Below are 17,083 nucleotides of genomic sequence, written 5' to 3'. Positions count from 1 at the left end.
TTTAAGGATTTCCTGTAATTCAGAGAAAAAGATTCCTCTTAATTTTATTACAGGTAACCGCAAAAAAGCTGAATTATGTCGTTTCTGGAAAATGCTGACCCCAATTTTGACGGAGTAAAAATCAATCATTTGGTGAACGGCCTAGCCGATTTTACCAGTACCCTCGAAAAGGACTTCTTTGCCGAAGTCGAAATCCAAACCCGATATTATACCGAGAGCAAACGTACGGATTTGGTATTGGATATTTACTGTAATTATGGAATTACGGAAAGTTTGCACTATTTCAACATTGGTAATTGGGGAGGTTTTAAATTTTCCAATGAAGGTGTAGAACTCGAATCTTCTTTTCAAACAGCCTGCGAGGAGCTAAACAGAAAGAACAATAATAGTGTTGATATTGTGGAGGCCTCAGTTCATTTTAAGGATACCTCCATTATTATATCCAGACTGCACCAGCGCAGTATTTCAGAGCAGATCGGAAAAATCATGTGCACGGTCAGTGAACATTTCGTTTACTTTACCAAAGGACTCACCCAAATGCCCTACGAGATATTTATAGCGGTCTACGAAGAGAAAAGGCTGGATAGTTTTGAGCTGGAAAAGAGCAGGGACAACTATTTCAACTATTGGGGCCTTTATTTTGAGGACCTACAACAACACTGTGTTATGGTCTATGACCTTAACCGTAAAAAACTCTTTAAGGAACACCTGTTCCTTTTTGAATAACTCGGCTTAAATTTAGATTGAAGTACCCATTATTACTTCGCATTGAACAAAGGTCGTGACATCATCATGTCATTGACCTTTTGTTTTATCTGCGCTATTTTACTTTCGTTCTCAGGGTCCAAAATCACTTCATCTATAAACCCGACAATAGTTTCCATGTCAGTTTCTTTTAGACCTCTAGTGGTTATGGCCGGAGTTCCAAACCTTACCCCTGAAGTAATGAATGGTGACTGGTCATCAAAAGGCACCATATTCTTATTGGCGGTTATAGCAGCTAGTTCCAATGCTTTTTCGGCATCCTTACCTGTGATGTTCTTGTTTCTTAGGTCGATTAACATCATGTGGTTGTCCGTTCCGCCGGAGATTACTTTGTAATCTCGCTCAACAAATGCCTTGGCCATTGCATCCGCATTTTTCTTGACCTGAAGCATGTAATGAAGAAAATCATCGGAAAGCGCTTCTCCAAATGCCACAGCTTTGGCCGCAATAATATGCTCCAACGGACCTCCCTGATTGCCCGGGAACACTGCAAGATCCAACAAACCGGACATTTTTCTAAGGTTTCCGTTCTTAAGTCTAATCCCAAAAGGATTCTCAAAGTTCTCGCCCATCAAGATCAATCCACCACGAGGACCTCGCAACGTTTTGTGTGTGGTAGTGGTAACAATATGGCAATGCGGAATGGGGTCGTTCATGATGCCTTTAGCGATCAATCCAGCCGGATGCGATATATCGGCAACCAAAATAGCGTTTACACTATCCGCTATCTCCCTAAATCTTTTAAAATCCATATCCCTGGAATATGCCGAGGCCCCAGCAATGATCAATTTGGGTTTTTCCTTATCGGCCATTTCCTGCACCTTGTCATAATTTATGGTACCGGTCTCCTCATCCACCCCATAAAAAACAGGGCGATACAATTTTCCTGAGAAATTTACAGGCGAACCATGGGTCAAATGCCCTCCATGCGAGAGGTCAAATCCTAAAATAGTGTCTCCAGGCTTAAGGCAAGCATGATACACCGCTGCATTGGCCTGAGAACCAGAATGCGGTTGAACGTTGGCATAAACTGCTCCAAAAAGATCTTTCGCGCGATCAATGGCCAACTGCTCCACTTCATCTACCACCTCGCAACCACCATAATACCTTTTACCGGGGTAGCCCTCGGCATATTTATTGGTAAGCACAGATCCTGCAGCTTCCATAACCTGCGGGCTTGTGAAATTTTCGGAGGCAATCAGTTCAATCCCCTCGATCTGTCTTTTTCTTTCTTGCTCAATAAGCTCAAAAATCTGGTGGTCTCTTTGCATTTTTCCTAGAATTAAGAAGTGCTAAAATTACAAATAGAATGTCGAACTCAAACCAAAAAAATTACGCGGGATTTTGATTTTATCAAACAACAATTAACAATGGTTGTCTAGAGCAAGAAACTCTAAAAAAAGGCTTGGTTTTAGGTTGTTTGCCGATAATATACTACCGTTTGTCCTTTTTCGTTAATAACATGATGGCTTTTGGCACAGCTATTGGAAAACCATAATCAACCAATAAAATCAGAAAACCATGAAAAAAGTATTACTCTTCGGAATGTTGGTCTTGCTTGCCGCATGTAGCGGGGTTAAAAAGACCCAAGAAGCTTTGAACAGCGGCAACTATGTTGCTGCCATGAACAAGGCCATAAAAAATCTCACGGAAAACAAAACCAAAAAGGGACATCAAGACTATGTACTTTTATTGGAGGAAGCCTTTTCCAAGAATGCGCAAAGAGAGCGGGAACAGATATCGTTTTTGAAAAACGATGGGAATCCAGCAAACCTGGAGACCGTTTACAACAAATACCTTCAATTGAAGCAGATTCAACAACGAATCAGGCCTTTGCTTCCCCTGCCGATCTACGATCAAGGGCGAGATGCTTCATTTGACTTTGTCAATTATGATGGTCAAATTCTGGCCACCAAAAACGACCTGTCACAATATCTGTACAGCAATGCCTCTTCCCTATTGGCCTCTGCCAGGGAAAAACATGACTTTAGAGCAGCCTACGATGACCTTAAATACCTTCAGGAAATCAATCCGGGCTACAAGGACGTTCTTGCCAAGATGGATCAGGCATATTCCAAAGGTTTGGAATATGTAAGGGTTGAGATTGGAAACGAGACCCAGCAAATTATTCCAGAAAGATTGGAAAACGAGCTTCTGGACTTCAACAGCTACGGCATTGACAACTTTTGGAGGGAATACCATACCAATCCACTAAGTCAAGTTAAATATGACTATGCATTGAACGTGGATTTTATGGAGATCAACATTTCTCCTGAACAAGTTCGAGAAAAACAAATTGTAAAAGAAAAACAGATTAAGGACGGTTACGAATATCTGTTGGATGAAGAAGGAAATGCGGTAAAGGACAGTCTTGGCAACAGAATCAAGGTAGACAGATTCAGGACGGTTCAGTGTAGTTTCTACCAATTTACGCAGTTCAAGGCAGCCCAGATTGGTGCAAAAGTTCGGTTGACCGACTTGGCCAGTGGACAGGAAATTAATTCCTACCCTCTATCCAGTGAGTTTGTCTTTGAGCATATATATGCCAACTACAAAGGTGATAAAAGGGCTCTGGAGCCAGACCTGATTACTCTTTTGGATGTAAGAGCGGTTCCTTTTCCAACGAACGAACAAATGGTATTTGATGCAGGAGAAGATTTAAAACTGCGACTGAAGAATATCATTTCGCAAAATCATTTTATGGCCCAGAACCATTTTAATGATTAGAAGCATATAAAAAGTTATAACGGGAACCATGGTTCCCGTTATTTTTTGCTTTAAATATAGTTTTCCAAATCCGCATCCGTGATTGCCCCATGAGAAGCATGAAAAGCCGCTTCACCATCTTTAATGATCAAAAGTTGTGGAGATTGGTGCAAAACCTGGAATTGTGATGCCACTGCATTTGAAACATCTCTGTGGGCGTGTAGATCCAAATAATAAAGATCCGCATCTTCACCTACCGTATAGTGATCAGAAAACATCCTAAGGACCATATTACTAATTCCACAGGTAGTGGAATGTTTAAAAATCAATTGTGTCCTCGATTTGGAGTGATCAACAATCTCTTCCAGTTGGTCCACAGACACCAAAGGTATCCAAGGTAGACTTTCCTTTTCTTCCTTAACCTCTTTTTTACCTCCAAATAAACTATTGAATATTCCCATGCGCTAAATTTACATCTTATGTCGGTTAAGCTCCAAAAGCTTACAAACTGACGAAATGTCTTTTGTTTTCAAGGTTTTAGCGACATTTTGACGGTATTTTACCAATGGTAAGGTTGTTGAAATAGAGAGGTAAAAAAACAATTGGACATGAATTTCAACAATTTTACTATAAAATCACAGGAGGCCGTTCAACGGGCACAACAACTTACTCAGGAGTACGGCCATCAACAAATAGAAAATGAGCATTTGTACAAGGCCATCACCGAAGTGGACGAAAATGTTCTACCCTTCATTCTGAAGAAATTAAACGTTAACACTGCCATGCTCTCCCAAATTTTGGATAAAGAGCTTGAAAGCTTTTCCAAAGTTTCCGGAGGCGATATCATGCTATCAAGAGATGCAGGACAAACCTTGAACGAAGCAAGCATAATTGCCAAAAAACAGGGTGATGAATTTGTTTCCATTGAGCATCTATTGATGGCTATCTATAAATCAAAAAGCAAAATTGCCCGGATTCTCAAGGATCAAGGGGTAACAGAAAAAGATTTGAAAGCTGCTATCCAAGAATTACGCAAAGGGGGCAAGGTAACTTCCCAAAGTGCCGAGGACACCTACAATTCATTGGATAAATACGCCAAAAACCTAAATCAATTGGCCGATAGTGGCAAATTGGACCCTGTAATCGGAAGGGATGAAGAAATACGAAGAGTTCTGCAGATCCTGTCCAGAAGAACCAAGAACAACCCTATGTTGGTTGGGGAACCCGGAGTAGGAAAAACAGCGATAGCTGAAGGTTTGGCCCATAGAATTATTCAAGGAGATGTCCCAGAAAACCTGAAAGATAAAACCATCTATTCTCTGGATATGGGTGCATTGATTGCGGGAGCAAAATACAAAGGTGAGTTTGAAGAACGATTGAAAGCTGTTATAAAAGAGGTAACCTCATCTGATGGCAGCATTGTATTGTTCATTGATGAAATCCACACCCTGGTAGGTGCCGGAGGCGGTCAAGGAGCCATGGACGCAGCCAACATTCTTAAACCAGCACTCGCAAGAGGGGAACTAAGGGCTATTGGTGCCACCACTTTGGATGAGTACCAAAAATACTTTGAGAAAGACAAAGCTCTGGAAAGACGGTTCCAAAAAGTGGTGGTGGATGAACCTGATACCGAGAGCGCAATTTCCATCCTTAGGGGAATCAAAGAAAAATATGAGGCCCACCACAAGGTTCGTATAAAAGACGAAGCTGTCATGGCCGCCGTAGAACTTTCGCAACGGTACATTACCAACAGGTTCCTTCCTGACAAGGCCATTGACCTTATAGACGAAGCGGCTTCCAAACTACGTATGGAAATCAATTCCAAACCAGAGGAGTTGGATGTTCTGGACCGTAAGATCATGCAGTTGGAAATTGAGATAGAAGCTATAAAACGGGAAAATGATACGGCCAAACTACAAACGCTGAACCTGGAGCTGGCCAATCTCAAAGAAGAGCGCAATGAAATTTTTGCGCAATGGGAAAGTGAGAAAACCGTGGTGGATGAAATCCAAAAAACCAAACAGGATATTGAAACTTTTAAATTGGAAGCAGAGCGTGCCGAACGAAACGGAGACTATGGAAAGGTGGCCGAGCTGCGCTACGGAAAAATAAAGGAAGCCCAGGAAAAACTGGAAAAACTACAGGAAGATCTTGCTCAACAACAACATGCGGGAACTTTGATCAAAGAAGAGGTTACCAATGAGGACATTGCCGAAGTTGTGGCCAAATGGACCGGTATACCTGTGACCAAAATGATGCAGAGTGAGCGTGAAAAACTGTTGAAATTGGAAGATGTGCTGCACCAACGTGTCGTGGGGCAAGAAGAAGCTATTGTTGCCGTATCCGACGCCATTAGGCGGAGCAGGGCTGGGCTTCAAGATGCTAAAAAGCCCATTGGTTCATTCCTTTTCCTAGGAAATACCGGGGTAGGTAAGACAGAATTGGCCAAAACCCTTGCCGCCTATTTGTTCGATGATGAGAATGCCATTACTCGAATAGACATGAGTGAATATCAAGAACGTCATTCTGTTAGTCGCTTGGTAGGAGCACCTCCTGGATATGTGGGCTACGATGAAGGTGGGCAATTGACCGAGGCCGTGCGAAGAAAACCATATTCTGTAGTGCTTCTGGATGAAATAGAAAAAGCTCACCCGGATACATTCAATATTTTATTGCAGGTTTTGGATGAAGGAAGGCTAACGGACAACAAAGGCCGTGTAGCAGATTTCAAAAACTCAATAATTATAATGACCAGTAACATGGGCAGCCAAATCATTCAAGAGAAATTTGAAGATGCCATGGATGTAGAAAGTGCTTCAGAATCTGCTAGAATTGAGGTAATGGGGTTGTTACGAAAAACCATACGCCCAGAATTCCTCAACAGAATTGATGACATTATCATGTTCACCCCTTTGAGCAAATCCGACATCAAAGAGATTGTTGGCCTGCAATTAGATCAATTGAAAAAATTGGTTGGTAAGCAGCACATCACACTGGATGCTACCGAGGAAGCCATTAACTATTTGGCCGCAAAGGGATATGACCCCCAATTTGGAGCAAGACCCGTGAAAAGGCTCATACAAAAAGAGGTGTTGAACAGCTTGTCAAAAGAACTATTGGCAGGGACCATAAAATCGGACAGTATTGTTTTACTGGACTCATTTGATGATCAGTTGGTCTTCAGAAACCAAAGTGAACTTGTGAATTAAATAAACATTACAAATAGTCACAAACCCTTCTTCATTAATTTGAGGAAGGGTTTATTTTTTCATTCCTAACAACAAAGAACCTCAATGCACAGAAAACTGTACCAAAACCATAAGTTTAAATCCTTATTTTAGTGGCTTTTAAAAAAATCATATGCCAATCATCATTGCCATCATCGGTATTTTTCTCCTCTTTTTATTAATCGCCAAACTTAAGCTTAACGCCTTTCTAGCTTTCATCATTGTATGTCTCTTTGTGGGTATTTTCCAAGGGATGGAGCTGGATAGCTTAGTCAAATCAATTCAACGTGGTATAGGCAATACCCTAGGGTTTTTGGTACTTATATTGGGGTTGGGCGCCATGCTTGGAAAGTTGGTGGCAGATAGTGGAGCCGCACAGCAGATCACTACACAATTGGTGTCCAAGTTTGGTGTAAAACATGTACAGTGGGCCATGGTCATTACAGGTTTTATTGTGGGAATTCCAATGTTCTACTCTGTAGGTTTTGTTATTCTTATTCCCTTAGTTTTCACCGTGGCCATTTCAACAGGACTTCCGTTGTTGTATGTAGGTTTACCTATGTTGACCTCTTTATCCGTTACCCACGGATACCTTCCGCCTCACCCTGCTCCTACAGCCATTGCAGCTATGTTCAACGCAGATATTGGCAAAACCCTGTTGTACGGTCTTATCATAGCAGTTCCTGCCATAATTGTAGCCGGACCGCTATTTGCAAGGACCATTAAAAAAATTGAAGCCAAACCTCTGGCGGAATTCTATAATCCAGAGGTAATCCCAAAAGAAAAACTGCCTTCCACATGGGTGAGCATCTTAACAGCACTATCTCCCATAATCTTTATCGGGGTGGGCATTGCCGCAGAACAATTTTTGGAAGATGGCCTTTTGAGAAACATCTTAACTTTTATTGGAAATCCAGTAATTGCCTTATTGATTTCTGTTTTGTTGGCCATTTATACTTTGGGAATTGCCAAAGGCAAGGATATGAAAACTGTCATGAACTCTTTATCCACTTCAGTTTCCAGTATCACCATGATTTTGTTGATTATTGCTGGAGCTGGAGCATTGAAAGAAGTATTGATAGATAGCAAAGTCAGTGAATATATTGCCGAAGGGCTCAAGGGCTCAAGCATATCTCCATTAATTCTGGCCTGGCTCATTGCCACAGTAATCAGGGTTAGTGTAGGGTCAGCCACCGTTGCAGGTTTGACTGCCGCAGGAATTGTGCTCCCCATTGCTATGAGTGCCGATGTGAGTGCAGAACTTATGGTTCTGGCCATTGGATCTGGAAGTTTAATGCTTTCCCACGTAAACGACACTGGGTTTTGGATGTTCAAGGAGTATTTCAATCTCTCTGTAAAGGATACCCTATCTACTTGGACAGTCATGGAAACCTTGGTTGGAATTATGGGGCTTCTTGGTGTTTTGGCGTTGAACATGATAATTTGATGAGTATGGATAAACCCTCAGAACAAGTAAAAAAGTTAAACCTACGCTTTCCTCCCGCTCCCAAACCAGTAGGAGTTTACAGGCCGATTTTGGTTGTGGACAATTTTCTTTACGTGTCCGGTCAAGGACCTGTTGATTTCGATGGTTCAGTGATGAAGGGTCGTGCGGGGGATGACCTGAATGCGGATCAGGCCAAACAGGCCGCAAGGCAGGTAGGACTTACCATGCTTTCTACCATTGTCACCCATTTTGGAAGTTTGGACAAAATCAAAAGAGTAGTGAAAGTATTGGGCATGGTGAATTGTACCCCTGATTTTGAGAAACACCCTTATGTAATCAATGGTTTTAGCGAACTATTTGCTGATGTTTTTGGGAAAGAAAACGGCATTGGTGTCCGAAGTGCTGTAGGCATGATGCTTCCCAACAACATTCCCGTTGAGGTTGAAGCTATGTTTGAACTCCATCAATAATATTCTATGTTTATTTTTGATGCGCATTTGGACCTTGCCATGAACGCCATGGAATGGAATAGGGACCTTACTCTACCTGTTTCCCAAATCAGAGCAATGGAAAAGGGTATGCGGGATAAGCCCGATCGCGGAAAAAATACGGTCTCCCTTCCCGAAATGCGCAAAGGTAACATTGGACTTTGCGTCGCTACCCAGATTGCACGGTTTACGGAAAAAAGCAATCCATTGCCGGGTTGGAATTCCCAACAACAGGCGTGGGCCCAAACGCAGGGACAATTGGCATGGTACAAGACCATGGAGAAGATGGGCGAAATGGTCCAGATTACCAATTCAGAAGAATTGATCGGGCATTTGCAGCTCTGGGAAACTACAACAGAAGAGCACAAACCTATTGGTTATATATTAAGTCTAGAGGGGGCAGATTCCATAATTGATATGGAATATTTAGAAAAGTCCTATCAATTAGGTCTCAGGGCCATCGGTCCTGCGCACTATGGTCCGGGGGTATATGCGCATGGTACGGATTCTGAAGGAGGGATTGGCACTAAAGGACGTACCCTTCTAAAAAAAATTGAAGAGCTCAATCTTATTCTGGACGCCACGCATCTTTGTGATACGAGTTTTTGGGAAACCATGGATGTGTACAATGGTCCTGTCTGGGCAAGTCACAACAATTGTAGAACATTTGTAGATCACAACCGTCAGTTTTCGGATGAACAGTTGAATGAATTGATTCAACGTAAAGCCGTGATAGGGACAGCATTGGATGCCTGGATGATGGTTCCCAATTGGATAAGGGGTAAGTCGACACCAGAAGAAAAAGGTGTTACTCTGGAAATTATGGCCAACAACATAGATCACATCTGCCAATTGGCTGGAAACTCAGAACATGTAGGCATCGGAACTGATTTGGACGGAGCTTTTGGGAAAGAACAATGTCCTACCGATTTGGAAACTATCGCCGATTTGCAGAAGGTTCCTCACTTATTGTCTCAACGGGGATATACAGAAGAGGATATCAAAAATATCACGCATCTTAATTTTATCAAGTTTCTAAAAAGAATCTGGAAATAAGTGCAATACTAAAGACCAACTATCTTTCATTAAAACTATTCCTTTAACCAAAAGGTGTTAAAAAAAGGGGTTTTACTTTGTAAAATACCATACAGTATGCGTTTTTTTATATATTAGTTGACCCCTAAACCAACCGGACCACTATGAGCAAAAAAGCAGAAAGAACCACTGCATATATCATTGAGACCGTAGCCCCCCTCTTCAACAAGTTTGGCTACGTAGGGACCAGTATGAGCGATATGACCGAAGCTACCGGTCTTACCAAAGGAGCCATTTACGGGAATTTTGAAAATAAGGAAGCCCTTGCTCTTGCGGCTTTTCAATACAATAGAACCAAATTGTTGGACATCATTGATGAAAAACTCAACATTGAAGGCGATGCGATGGAAAAATTATTTTCCCTCATGGGTTTTTATAAACAATATGATGTGTTTACACTTTCTTTAGGGGGATGTCCCATTTTAAATACCGGTGTAGACGCTCAAGGAAACAACAAATTGTTGACTGCAGCCGTAAAGGAGACGGTCCAGGAAATAGAGGGGAAAATTGCACTTGTCTTGGAAAATGGTGTGAATAAAGATGAGATTCGATTGCCAGTACCTCCCCTTCAATTCGCCAAACAATTGTATACGATGATTCAAGGGGCGGTTGCTATGTCTACCATGACGCGGGACCGCAAATACTTGATCAATACCATTGCTTATTTGGAGCACTTGGTACAACGTGAGACAAAAAAATAACTACTCCATTCTTACTTTACCCGGAAGATCCAGGTTTTTTTGAGCATATAATATTACCTATTCTATTAGTTGACTCTTAAAATAGTCGGACTATATTGCCTAAAATCTGATGGCAGGGTTCGCTCCTGAGACCATCCATAGATGACAAATGTGAAACATAGTAAGCAACTGAAAACCCTAGGCATATGTGAAAATAAAAATTAAACGTTACTTTTAGTCCAAATTAGCCGAAAAACATAATGGGATCAATACCATCAAGTATGCGAATGATCAGACTTTTTACCGTAATAGCACTCGTTGTTCTTAATCTAGGGTGCAAAGAAGAAGCCAAATCAGAACCTATTGTCTCCACATTCTACTTTATAAGACATGCAGAAAAGGACAGGACAGATTCTGAAAATCACGATCCAGAACTGAACCAAGATGGATTAGGGCGTGCAATACGATGGGCAGAGGTGTTTGACCCTATAATGTTAGATGCAATTTATTCCACCAATTATGAGCGTACCACCATGACGGCCGCGCCTACTTCGGTAAAAAAGGATATCCACGTACAATACTACGACCCCAATGCTGTAAATATTGAGGAATTTAAAACTTCAAATGAAGGGTTCAATGTATTGGTAGTTGGCCATAGCAATACCACACCAGATTTTGTAAACAAGATGATAGGCTTTGAAAAGTATGAATCTATGGATGATACTGACAACAGCAGTCTCTTCATAGTTCGCATCATAGACGGGGTGGCAACGGATTTCCGTTTAAAAATGGATTAACCCTGGTCAACTTTTATGTCCTTTAGCTCAATTTTGGACAATTCTTCCAGATCACCACGCTCAAAAAGTTTTCCAATATCGAAAATGGATGACCCTTTTTTCTTGGGTTTATAATTGATGTAGTCCACAAAGCGAACACCGTTGACATATCTTTCATTGTAGGCTACCCTAAATCGCTGCCCTCCTCCATTTACATGGAAATCATATGCCAAATAATCAACCTTAAAGGTTGTTTTGTTAAACCAGTAGACATACGTATCATCAAAATCCTTGCCCCCTCCATCTTGGCTAAAAGTCACCTTTACTTTGTAGTATGGAGTGCCTTTCAAAGTTTCCTCACCCAACAATTCCTTCTTCACTGCGCCATCATTTAGCCCATACGGTAATCTGGCAAAGTAATGGACGGAGTTTATCGAATTTGAATATCTGTTTGCAATGGAATCGGAAACCTTAACAATGGAATCGTTCATATAGCGCTCAAAAGAAGAATTGGTCATTACATCTTTGATGACAACGGTATCCAAAAATGTAATTCGCTTCAGGATTTTTTTCTTGTCCACATTTTCAGAAATGTATTTCTTATCCCTAAAAACAAAGGATGTATTGTGGTTCCTGTACTTCTCTCCTCCACTATCTTTAATGGATTTGTCAACAATTTCCTGAGGTGTTATTGCTGTTTTGGGCTGTTCCTTGCAGGCAAGTACCATCAGAATAATAAGTCCAACAAAATATCTTTTCATGAATTTGGTTTAATGGATAATCGTAAAATGTAACGTAACATTACAATTTTCTTGGAGAAGAGTCATTATTTTTGCCCTCAATGCTGAAAAATATTAACATAAAGAACAAAAGAGCCCGTTTCGACTATGAAATTCTGGACACCTATACTGCCGGAATTGTATTGGGAGGAACGGAGATAAAATCCATTCGTTTGGGAAAGGCTTCACTATCCCAAAGCTTTTGTGAATTCAACGATAAGGGTGAACTCTTTGTAATCAACATGCAAATTGACGAATACAGTCACGGTGGATATTACAATCATAGACCCAAGGCAGAACGCAAATTGCTCCTCAACAAAAGGGAACTCAAAAAGCTCCACAAAGAAGTAGCTACCTCCGGACTCACCATAATCCCACTCAATCTTTTTATCAATGAAAAAGGTTTGGCCAAGGTAAATATCGGTCTTGCGAAGGGTAAAAAGCTTTATGACAAACGTGAGACCATAAAAGACCGCGACAACAAGCGAAATCTTTCACGAATCAAAAAGGATTTCAATAACTAGTTCTTGTTTTCCACTAGGGGCACAAACCTAAAATGCCCTAACTCCCTTTTTTCAAACTCTTTTTCGGACTTCCGGATATACAAGGTCATAATTTGGTCATCTACTCCAACAGGAATTACCAACCTACCTCCCACCTTTAACTGGGACATTAAGGCTTTGGGTACTTCTGGAGCTCCTGCCGTCACAATAATACCATCAAAAGGGGCATTTTCTGGAAGTCCCTTATACCCATCTCCAAAAATGACCTTTTTAGGGCGATAGTTCATTTTATTGAAAAACAATTTGGTCTTCTTAAAAAGCTCCTGCTGACGCTCAATGGTATACACTTTTGCTTTCAGGTGAAGTAAAATTGCTGTTTGATAGCCGCTTCCCGTACCAATTTCCAAAATAGCATCGTTTGGTTTTACTTGAAGTAGTTCTGTCTGAAAAGCAACGGTATACGGCTGGGAAATGGTCTGGTCTGCATCAATGGGAAATGCTTTGTCCTGATAAGCGTGATCCTCAAAACTGCTGTCCAAAAAAAGATGTCTGGGCACAGCCCTGACGGCCTCTAATACGTTAACATCTTTTATCCCCTTGGCCACCAGAAGGTCTGCCAATTTATTTCGCATACCCTGATGCTTCAATGTGTCTTTCATTCTCTTTGGTCTGGTATACGAATTTACAAGTTCTATGAAAATTTAGCGGGAGGTTCAGCTCTTATTTTTATGGAAGAGTGGTACCATATCCTTATTTTTGACAAAAACTGAAAGTATGCTAAAAGTTGGTGTCCTTGGAGCCGGACATTTGGGCAAAATTCATTTGAGGCTGCTAAACCAATCCGAAAAATATGAACTGGTGGGGTTTTATGATCCCGATGAGATCAATGCCAAAAGAGTGGCTAAAGAATTTGGGTATACCTACTTCGAAAACATCAATACACTTATTGATTCTGTGGATGTAGTCGACATAGTAACACCTACTCTGTCCCATTATGATTGCGCCAAAAAATCAATTGAAAAGGAAAAACATGTTTTTATTGAAAAACCTGTGACCAATACCATAGAAGAAGCTGAAAATTTGCTTCAATTGGCAAGCAAATACAATGTAAAAGGACAAGTGGGGCATGTAGAACGTTTTAACCCTGCTTTCTTGGCGGTGAAGGACAAAATTGAGACTCCCATGTTCATTGAAACCCACCGTTTGGCCGAGTTCAATCCTAGGGGAACAGACGTCCCTGTTGTTCTTGACCTTATGATTCATGACATTGATGTCATACTCAGCGTGGTCAAATCCGAGGTCAAACAAATCAATGCCAGCGGGGTTTCGGTGATTAGTAGCTCGCCTGACATTGCCAATGCCCGGATTGAGTTTGAAAATGGATGTGTGGCTAACCTTACCTCTAGTCGGATTTCATTGAAAAACATGAGAAAGTCCAGGTTTTTCCAGCGTGATGCCTATATCTCCGTGGACTTCCTTGAAAAAAAGGTTGAAGTTGTCAAAATGAAAGATGCGCCGGAAAATCCAGGGGACTTTGACATGATTCTTCAAAATGCGGAAGGTGAAAAAAAGCAGATCTATTTTGAAAATCCTGAAATTGAGGTCAACAATGCCATTCTAGATGAACTGGAAACTTTCGCTGATGCAATAAACAATGACACTACTCCAGTTGTCACCCTAGAACAGGGAACCAAGGCGTTGAAAGTGGCCCTTCAGATTATAAAATCGTTTAAAAAATAAAAACGGATCTAGCATCCGTTAAAATTGATACCCTCAAAATTTCATAGAATGAAAAATATTGCAGTAATAGGCGCAGGAACCATGGGAAATGGAATAGCCCATGTATTTGCCCAATGTGGATTTAAGGTTAATCTTGTGGACATTGCCCAAGCGTCTCTTGACAAGGGAATGGCTACAATTTCAAAAAACCTGGATCGCATGTTGGCCAAAAATGCCATTTCTGAAGCAGATAAAAAATCTACCCTAGATAACATCACAACCTTTACCAATCTTGACCAAGGGGTCTCCAATATGGATTTGGTGGTGGAGGCCGCTACCGAAAACCTGAACATAAAACTTAAGATTTTTGAAGACTTGGATCGTATTTGCCAACCCAATACCATTTTGGCTACCAATACATCTTCCATTTCAATCACGCAGATAGCAGCAGTTACCCAAAGACCGGATAAGGTTATTGGGATGCACTTTATGAACCCTGTGCCCATTATGAAATTAGTTGAGATCATTAGAGGATATAGCACTTCTGCTGAAGTGACCCACACCATAATGGAGCTTTCCAAAAAATTGGGCAAAACCCCAACGGAAGTAAATGATTATCCTGGGTTTGTGGCCAATCGCATTCTAATGCCCATGATCAATGAAGCCATTGAAACGCTGTACAACGGTGTAGCAGGGGTAACAGAAATAGATACGGTGATGAAATTGGGAATGGCTCATCCCATGGGACCACTTCAATTGGCAGATTTCATTGGTCTGGATGTGTGCCTTTCCATTTTAAATGTAATGTACGATGGCTTCAAAAACCCAAAGTACGCCCCCTGCCCGTTATTGGTGAATATGGTGATGGCCGGAAAACTTGGAGTAAAATCCGGAGAAGGGTTCTATGATTATTCCGAATCCCGAAAAGCAGAAAAAGTAGCTGCACAATTCAATTGATTTCCTATGGCGCTCGTAAGACCATTTAAAGCTATCAGACCTGCAAATGATAAAGTATCATTTGTGGCTTCGCGGTCCTATGAGGAATATTCCAAAGGAGAACTTAAATCTGTACTTAAGTACAACCCTTTTTCTTTTTTGCACATTATCAATCCTGGGTTCAAGTTTGAAAAAAGTATTACCGGCAAGGAACGTTTTCGATTGGTGCGTAACAGATACCTCGAATTTTTGGAGGACCATGTCTTTTTAAAAGATGAAGAGCCTTGCTTTTATCTTTATCAAATTGGAAAAGGTGATTTTAAAAGTCTAGGTTTTTTCTGCGCTTGTAGTGTAGAGGACTATCGCAATGATGTCATCAAAAAGCACGAAGACACCATACGCAGAAGGGAGCAGCTGTTTGCGGATTACTTATATACCGTAGGCTTTAATGCCGAACCTGTTTTAATGACCTATTCGGACAACGACAGGGCCAGCGAGCTTTTTAAGAAAGAAATACAGAGACAACCCGAGTATCATTTTACCACTACCGACAGGGTCAACCATACCCTGTGGAAAATATCCGACCCAGATACCATTGCAGAACTTGAAGGTATTTTTGGTCAAATGGAGGCCCTTTACATTGCGGATGGGCATCACAGAAGTGCCTCTTCCAATCTGTTGGCACAAAAAATGGAAAAAGAGAATTCTTCGCACTCCGGAGAAGAGGCCTACAATTTCTTCATGGCTTATCTGATTCCCGAGTCGGAAATCAAAATTTATGAGTTCAATCGTATGGTCAAAGACCTTAATGGTCTTTCCAAAGAAGAATTCCTTATTAAGCTTGATGAGCACTATAGAATAGAAAAGAGAGAGGACGGGTTGTACAAACCCACCAAAAAGCATCATTTCAGTATGTATCTGGAAGGTGAGTTTTATTCGCTTTACCTCAGAAAAACAAAATATCACTTTACAGATGCACTGAGCAGTTTGGACACCCAAATCCTATACAAGACCATTCTGGAACCTATTTTGGGCATCAAAGACCTACGAAATGACAAACGAATCAGCTATGGATACGGTAAACACAATCTAATTAAAATGAAAGATAGTGTGGACAATGGAGACTTTGCGGTGGGCTTCAGTTTGGTCCCCATTGTAATGGATGAAATCAAAGCCATAGCCAACGCAGGATTGGTAATGCCTCCTAAAAGCACATATATTGAACCCAAACTTCGTAGTGGACTCACTATTTATGAGTTTTGAAAACCTTTGTTAATCCGAAAACAAAAGCAATGTCCCTTAAAGACAATCTAAATAATATAAAAAATACTCTTCCTGAGAATGTTACCCTGGTTGCAGTTTCCAAAACCAAGCCCAATGAAGCCATTATGGAAGCTTACGAAGCCGGGCATCGGGTTTTTGGAGAGAACAAAGTACAGGAAATGGTCCAAAAATGGGAAGGTCTGCCCAAGGACATCGAATGGCATATGATCGGTCACGTTCAGCGGAACAAGGTCAAGTATATGGCTGAATTTGTTTCCATGATCCATGGGGTGGACAGTCTTCGACTTTTACAGGAAATAAACAAACAAGCCCTAAAACATAGTAGGGTCATTTCATGTCTTCTACAAATGCACATTGCTGAGGAGGATACCAAATTTGGGCTTGATTTTGAAGAACTGGAAGCTTTGATTTCATCGGGAGAATTCAAGGCCATGCAACACATTAAAATTGTAGGTTTAATGGGCATGGCTACCTTCACCAACAATGAAAATCAAGTTAGAAAAGAGTTTAAATACCTGAAAACGGTTTTTGACAACCTGAAACAAAAGCTCCCCAATATTTCTATACTTTCCATGGGCATGAGCGGTGATTATGGCATAGCCATTGAGGAAGGAAGTACCATGGTACGCATAGGAAGTAGTATATTTGGAGCACGCAACTATACGTAAAACAGCAAGA

General features: G+C 41.1%; 17 protein-coding genes. 13 read left to right on the top strand and 4 right to left on the bottom strand.

The window, feature by feature from the left end:
* Positions 1-75: 75 nt before the first annotated feature.
* Positions 76-726: a hypothetical protein gene (locus DX873_RS04065; RefSeq protein WP_116183231.1), complete on the top strand. Its 651-nt coding sequence runs from the start codon at positions 76-78 to the stop codon at positions 724-726.
* A 32-nt stretch (positions 727-758) separates the two neighbouring features.
* Here DX873_RS04065 and glyA read toward each other — a convergent pair whose 3' ends face one another.
* Complete coding sequence (gene glyA, locus DX873_RS04060) at positions 759-2,036, bottom strand: serine hydroxymethyltransferase (protein WP_116183230.1); 1,278 nt, start codon at positions 2,034-2,036, stop codon at positions 759-761.
* 250 nt (positions 2,037-2,286) lie between these two features.
* Between glyA and DX873_RS04055 the strand changes: the two genes are divergently transcribed.
* Complete coding sequence (locus DX873_RS04055) at positions 2,287-3,492, top strand: hypothetical protein (RefSeq protein WP_116183229.1); 1,206 nt, start codon at positions 2,287-2,289, stop codon at positions 3,490-3,492.
* Between the two features lie 50 nt (positions 3,493-3,542).
* On the opposite strand, the gene ytxJ is transcribed toward DX873_RS04055, so the two are convergent.
* Positions 3,543-3,932 (bottom strand): bacillithiol system redox-active protein YtxJ, encoded by a 390-nt coding sequence (gene ytxJ / locus DX873_RS04050; protein ID WP_116183228.1) that lies wholly within the window; start codon positions 3,930-3,932, stop codon positions 3,543-3,545.
* Positions 3,933-4,079: 147 nt separating this feature from the next.
* On the opposite strand from ytxJ, the gene clpB reads away from it, so the two are divergent.
* From clpB to DX873_RS04020, 6 genes are all read left to right on the top strand, one after another.
* Positions 4,080-6,680, top strand: a complete 2,601-nt coding sequence (clpB, locus tag DX873_RS04045; protein WP_116183227.1) for an ATP-dependent chaperone ClpB — start codon at positions 4,080-4,082, stop codon at positions 6,678-6,680.
* A gap of 151 nt (positions 6,681-6,831) precedes the next feature.
* A complete protein-coding gene (locus tag DX873_RS04040; protein ID WP_116183226.1) occupies positions 6,832-8,145 on the top strand; it encodes a gluconate:H+ symporter in 1,314 nt (437 codons plus the stop codon).
* A gap of 5 nt (positions 8,146-8,150) precedes the next feature.
* The gene (locus DX873_RS04035) at positions 8,151-8,615 is read left to right on the top strand and encodes a RidA family protein (protein ID WP_417935325.1); all 465 of its coding nucleotides are present in this window, start codon (positions 8,151-8,153) and stop codon (positions 8,613-8,615) included.
* A gap of 6 nt (positions 8,616-8,621) precedes the next feature.
* Positions 8,622-9,689: a dipeptidase gene (locus DX873_RS04030; protein WP_116183224.1), complete on the top strand. Its 1,068-nt coding sequence runs from the start codon at positions 8,622-8,624 to the stop codon at positions 9,687-9,689.
* 143 nt (positions 9,690-9,832) lie between these two features.
* Positions 9,833-10,429 carry a TetR/AcrR family transcriptional regulator gene (locus DX873_RS04025; RefSeq protein ID WP_116183223.1) on the top strand — a complete coding sequence of 199 codons (597 nt, stop codon included), beginning with the start codon at positions 9,833-9,835 and terminating at the stop codon, positions 10,427-10,429.
* Between the two features lie 260 nt (positions 10,430-10,689).
* The gene (locus DX873_RS04020; protein ID WP_116183805.1) at positions 10,690-11,205 is read left to right on the top strand and encodes a histidine phosphatase family protein; all 516 of its coding nucleotides are present in this window, start codon (positions 10,690-10,692) and stop codon (positions 11,203-11,205) included.
* On the opposite strand, the gene DX873_RS04015 is transcribed toward DX873_RS04020, so the two are convergent.
* Complete coding sequence (locus DX873_RS04015; RefSeq protein ID WP_116183222.1) at positions 11,202-11,945, bottom strand: DUF6503 family protein; 744 nt, start codon at positions 11,943-11,945, stop codon at positions 11,202-11,204. The two genes, DX873_RS04020 and DX873_RS04015, sit on opposite strands and share 4 nt — an antisense overlap.
* A gap of 80 nt (positions 11,946-12,025) precedes the next feature.
* On the opposite strand from DX873_RS04015, the gene smpB reads away from it, so the two are divergent.
* Positions 12,026-12,487, top strand: a complete 462-nt coding sequence (gene smpB / locus DX873_RS04010) for an SsrA-binding protein SmpB (protein WP_116183221.1) — start codon at positions 12,026-12,028, stop codon at positions 12,485-12,487.
* Here the strand turns inward: smpB and DX873_RS04005 are convergent.
* A complete protein-coding gene (locus DX873_RS04005) occupies positions 12,484-13,125 on the bottom strand; it encodes a protein-L-isoaspartate(D-aspartate) O-methyltransferase (protein WP_116183220.1) in 642 nt (213 codons plus the stop codon). The genes smpB and DX873_RS04005 overlap by 4 nt on opposite strands.
* 115 nt (positions 13,126-13,240) lie before the next feature.
* Here DX873_RS04005 and DX873_RS04000 point away from each other — a divergent pair, with 115 nt between their 5' ends.
* From DX873_RS04000 to DX873_RS03985, 4 genes are read left to right on the top strand one after another with little or no spacing between them, the layout of a single operon-like run.
* Positions 13,241-14,206 (top strand): Gfo/Idh/MocA family protein, encoded by a 966-nt coding sequence (locus tag DX873_RS04000; protein WP_116183219.1) that lies wholly within the window; start codon positions 13,241-13,243, stop codon positions 14,204-14,206.
* 48 nt (positions 14,207-14,254) lie between these two features.
* Positions 14,255-15,142, top strand: a complete 888-nt coding sequence (locus DX873_RS03995) for a 3-hydroxyacyl-CoA dehydrogenase family protein (RefSeq protein ID WP_116183218.1) — start codon at positions 14,255-14,257, stop codon at positions 15,140-15,142.
* 6 nt (positions 15,143-15,148) lie between these two features.
* Positions 15,149-16,384 (top strand): DUF1015 domain-containing protein, encoded by a 1,236-nt coding sequence (locus DX873_RS03990; protein WP_116183217.1) that lies wholly within the window; start codon positions 15,149-15,151, stop codon positions 16,382-16,384.
* Positions 16,385-16,413: 29 nt separating this feature from the next.
* The gene (locus DX873_RS03985) at positions 16,414-17,073 is read left to right on the top strand and encodes a YggS family pyridoxal phosphate-dependent enzyme (protein WP_116183216.1); all 660 of its coding nucleotides are present in this window, start codon (positions 16,414-16,416) and stop codon (positions 17,071-17,073) included.
* Positions 17,074-17,083: the final 10 nt, after the last annotated feature.

The sequence above is a fragment of the Flagellimonas nanhaiensis genome (assembly GCF_003382275.1).
GTDB lineage: Bacteria > Bacteroidota > Bacteroidia > Flavobacteriales > Flavobacteriaceae > Flagellimonas > Flagellimonas nanhaiensis.
The sequence above is the reverse complement of the archived record's forward strand: the minus strand, read 5'-3'. Positions and strand labels throughout refer to the sequence as shown.

What these genes read in the sequence shown, in the direction of transcription:
- DX873_RS04065 (WP_116183231.1), top strand. Translation starts at nt 76, where the DNA reads ATGTCGTTTCTGGAAAATGCTGACCCCAATTTTGACGGAGTAAAAATC.
- glyA (WP_116183230.1), bottom strand. Translation starts at nt 2,036, where the DNA reads ATGCAAAGAGACCACCAGATTTTTGAGCTTATTGAGCAAGAAAGAAAA.
- DX873_RS04055 (WP_116183229.1), top strand. Translation starts at nt 2,287, where the DNA reads ATGAAAAAAGTATTACTCTTCGGAATGTTGGTCTTGCTTGCCGCATGT.
- ytxJ (WP_116183228.1), bottom strand. Translation starts at nt 3,932, where the DNA reads ATGGGAATATTCAATAGTTTATTTGGAGGTAAAAAAGAGGTTAAGGAA.
- clpB (WP_116183227.1), top strand. Translation starts at nt 4,080, where the DNA reads ATGAATTTCAACAATTTTACTATAAAATCACAGGAGGCCGTTCAACGG.
- DX873_RS04040 (WP_116183226.1), top strand. Translation starts at nt 6,832, where the DNA reads ATGCCAATCATCATTGCCATCATCGGTATTTTTCTCCTCTTTTTATTA.
- DX873_RS04035 (WP_417935325.1), top strand. Translation starts at nt 8,151, where the DNA reads ATGGATAAACCCTCAGAACAAGTAAAAAAGTTAAACCTACGCTTTCCT.
- DX873_RS04030 (WP_116183224.1), top strand. Translation starts at nt 8,622, where the DNA reads ATGTTTATTTTTGATGCGCATTTGGACCTTGCCATGAACGCCATGGAA.
- DX873_RS04025 (WP_116183223.1), top strand. Translation starts at nt 9,833, where the DNA reads ATGAGCAAAAAAGCAGAAAGAACCACTGCATATATCATTGAGACCGTA.
- DX873_RS04020 (WP_116183805.1), top strand. Translation starts at nt 10,690, where the DNA reads ATGCGAATGATCAGACTTTTTACCGTAATAGCACTCGTTGTTCTTAAT.
- DX873_RS04015 (WP_116183222.1), bottom strand. Translation starts at nt 11,945, where the DNA reads ATGAAAAGATATTTTGTTGGACTTATTATTCTGATGGTACTTGCCTGC.
- smpB (WP_116183221.1), top strand. Translation starts at nt 12,026, where the DNA reads ATGCTGAAAAATATTAACATAAAGAACAAAAGAGCCCGTTTCGACTAT.
- DX873_RS04005 (WP_116183220.1), bottom strand. Translation starts at nt 13,125, where the DNA reads ATGAAAGACACATTGAAGCATCAGGGTATGCGAAATAAATTGGCAGAC.
- DX873_RS04000 (WP_116183219.1), top strand. Translation starts at nt 13,241, where the DNA reads ATGCTAAAAGTTGGTGTCCTTGGAGCCGGACATTTGGGCAAAATTCAT.
- DX873_RS03995 (WP_116183218.1), top strand. Translation starts at nt 14,255, where the DNA reads ATGAAAAATATTGCAGTAATAGGCGCAGGAACCATGGGAAATGGAATA.
- DX873_RS03990 (WP_116183217.1), top strand. Translation starts at nt 15,149, where the DNA reads ATGGCGCTCGTAAGACCATTTAAAGCTATCAGACCTGCAAATGATAAA.
- DX873_RS03985 (WP_116183216.1), top strand. Translation starts at nt 16,414, where the DNA reads ATGTCCCTTAAAGACAATCTAAATAATATAAAAAATACTCTTCCTGAG.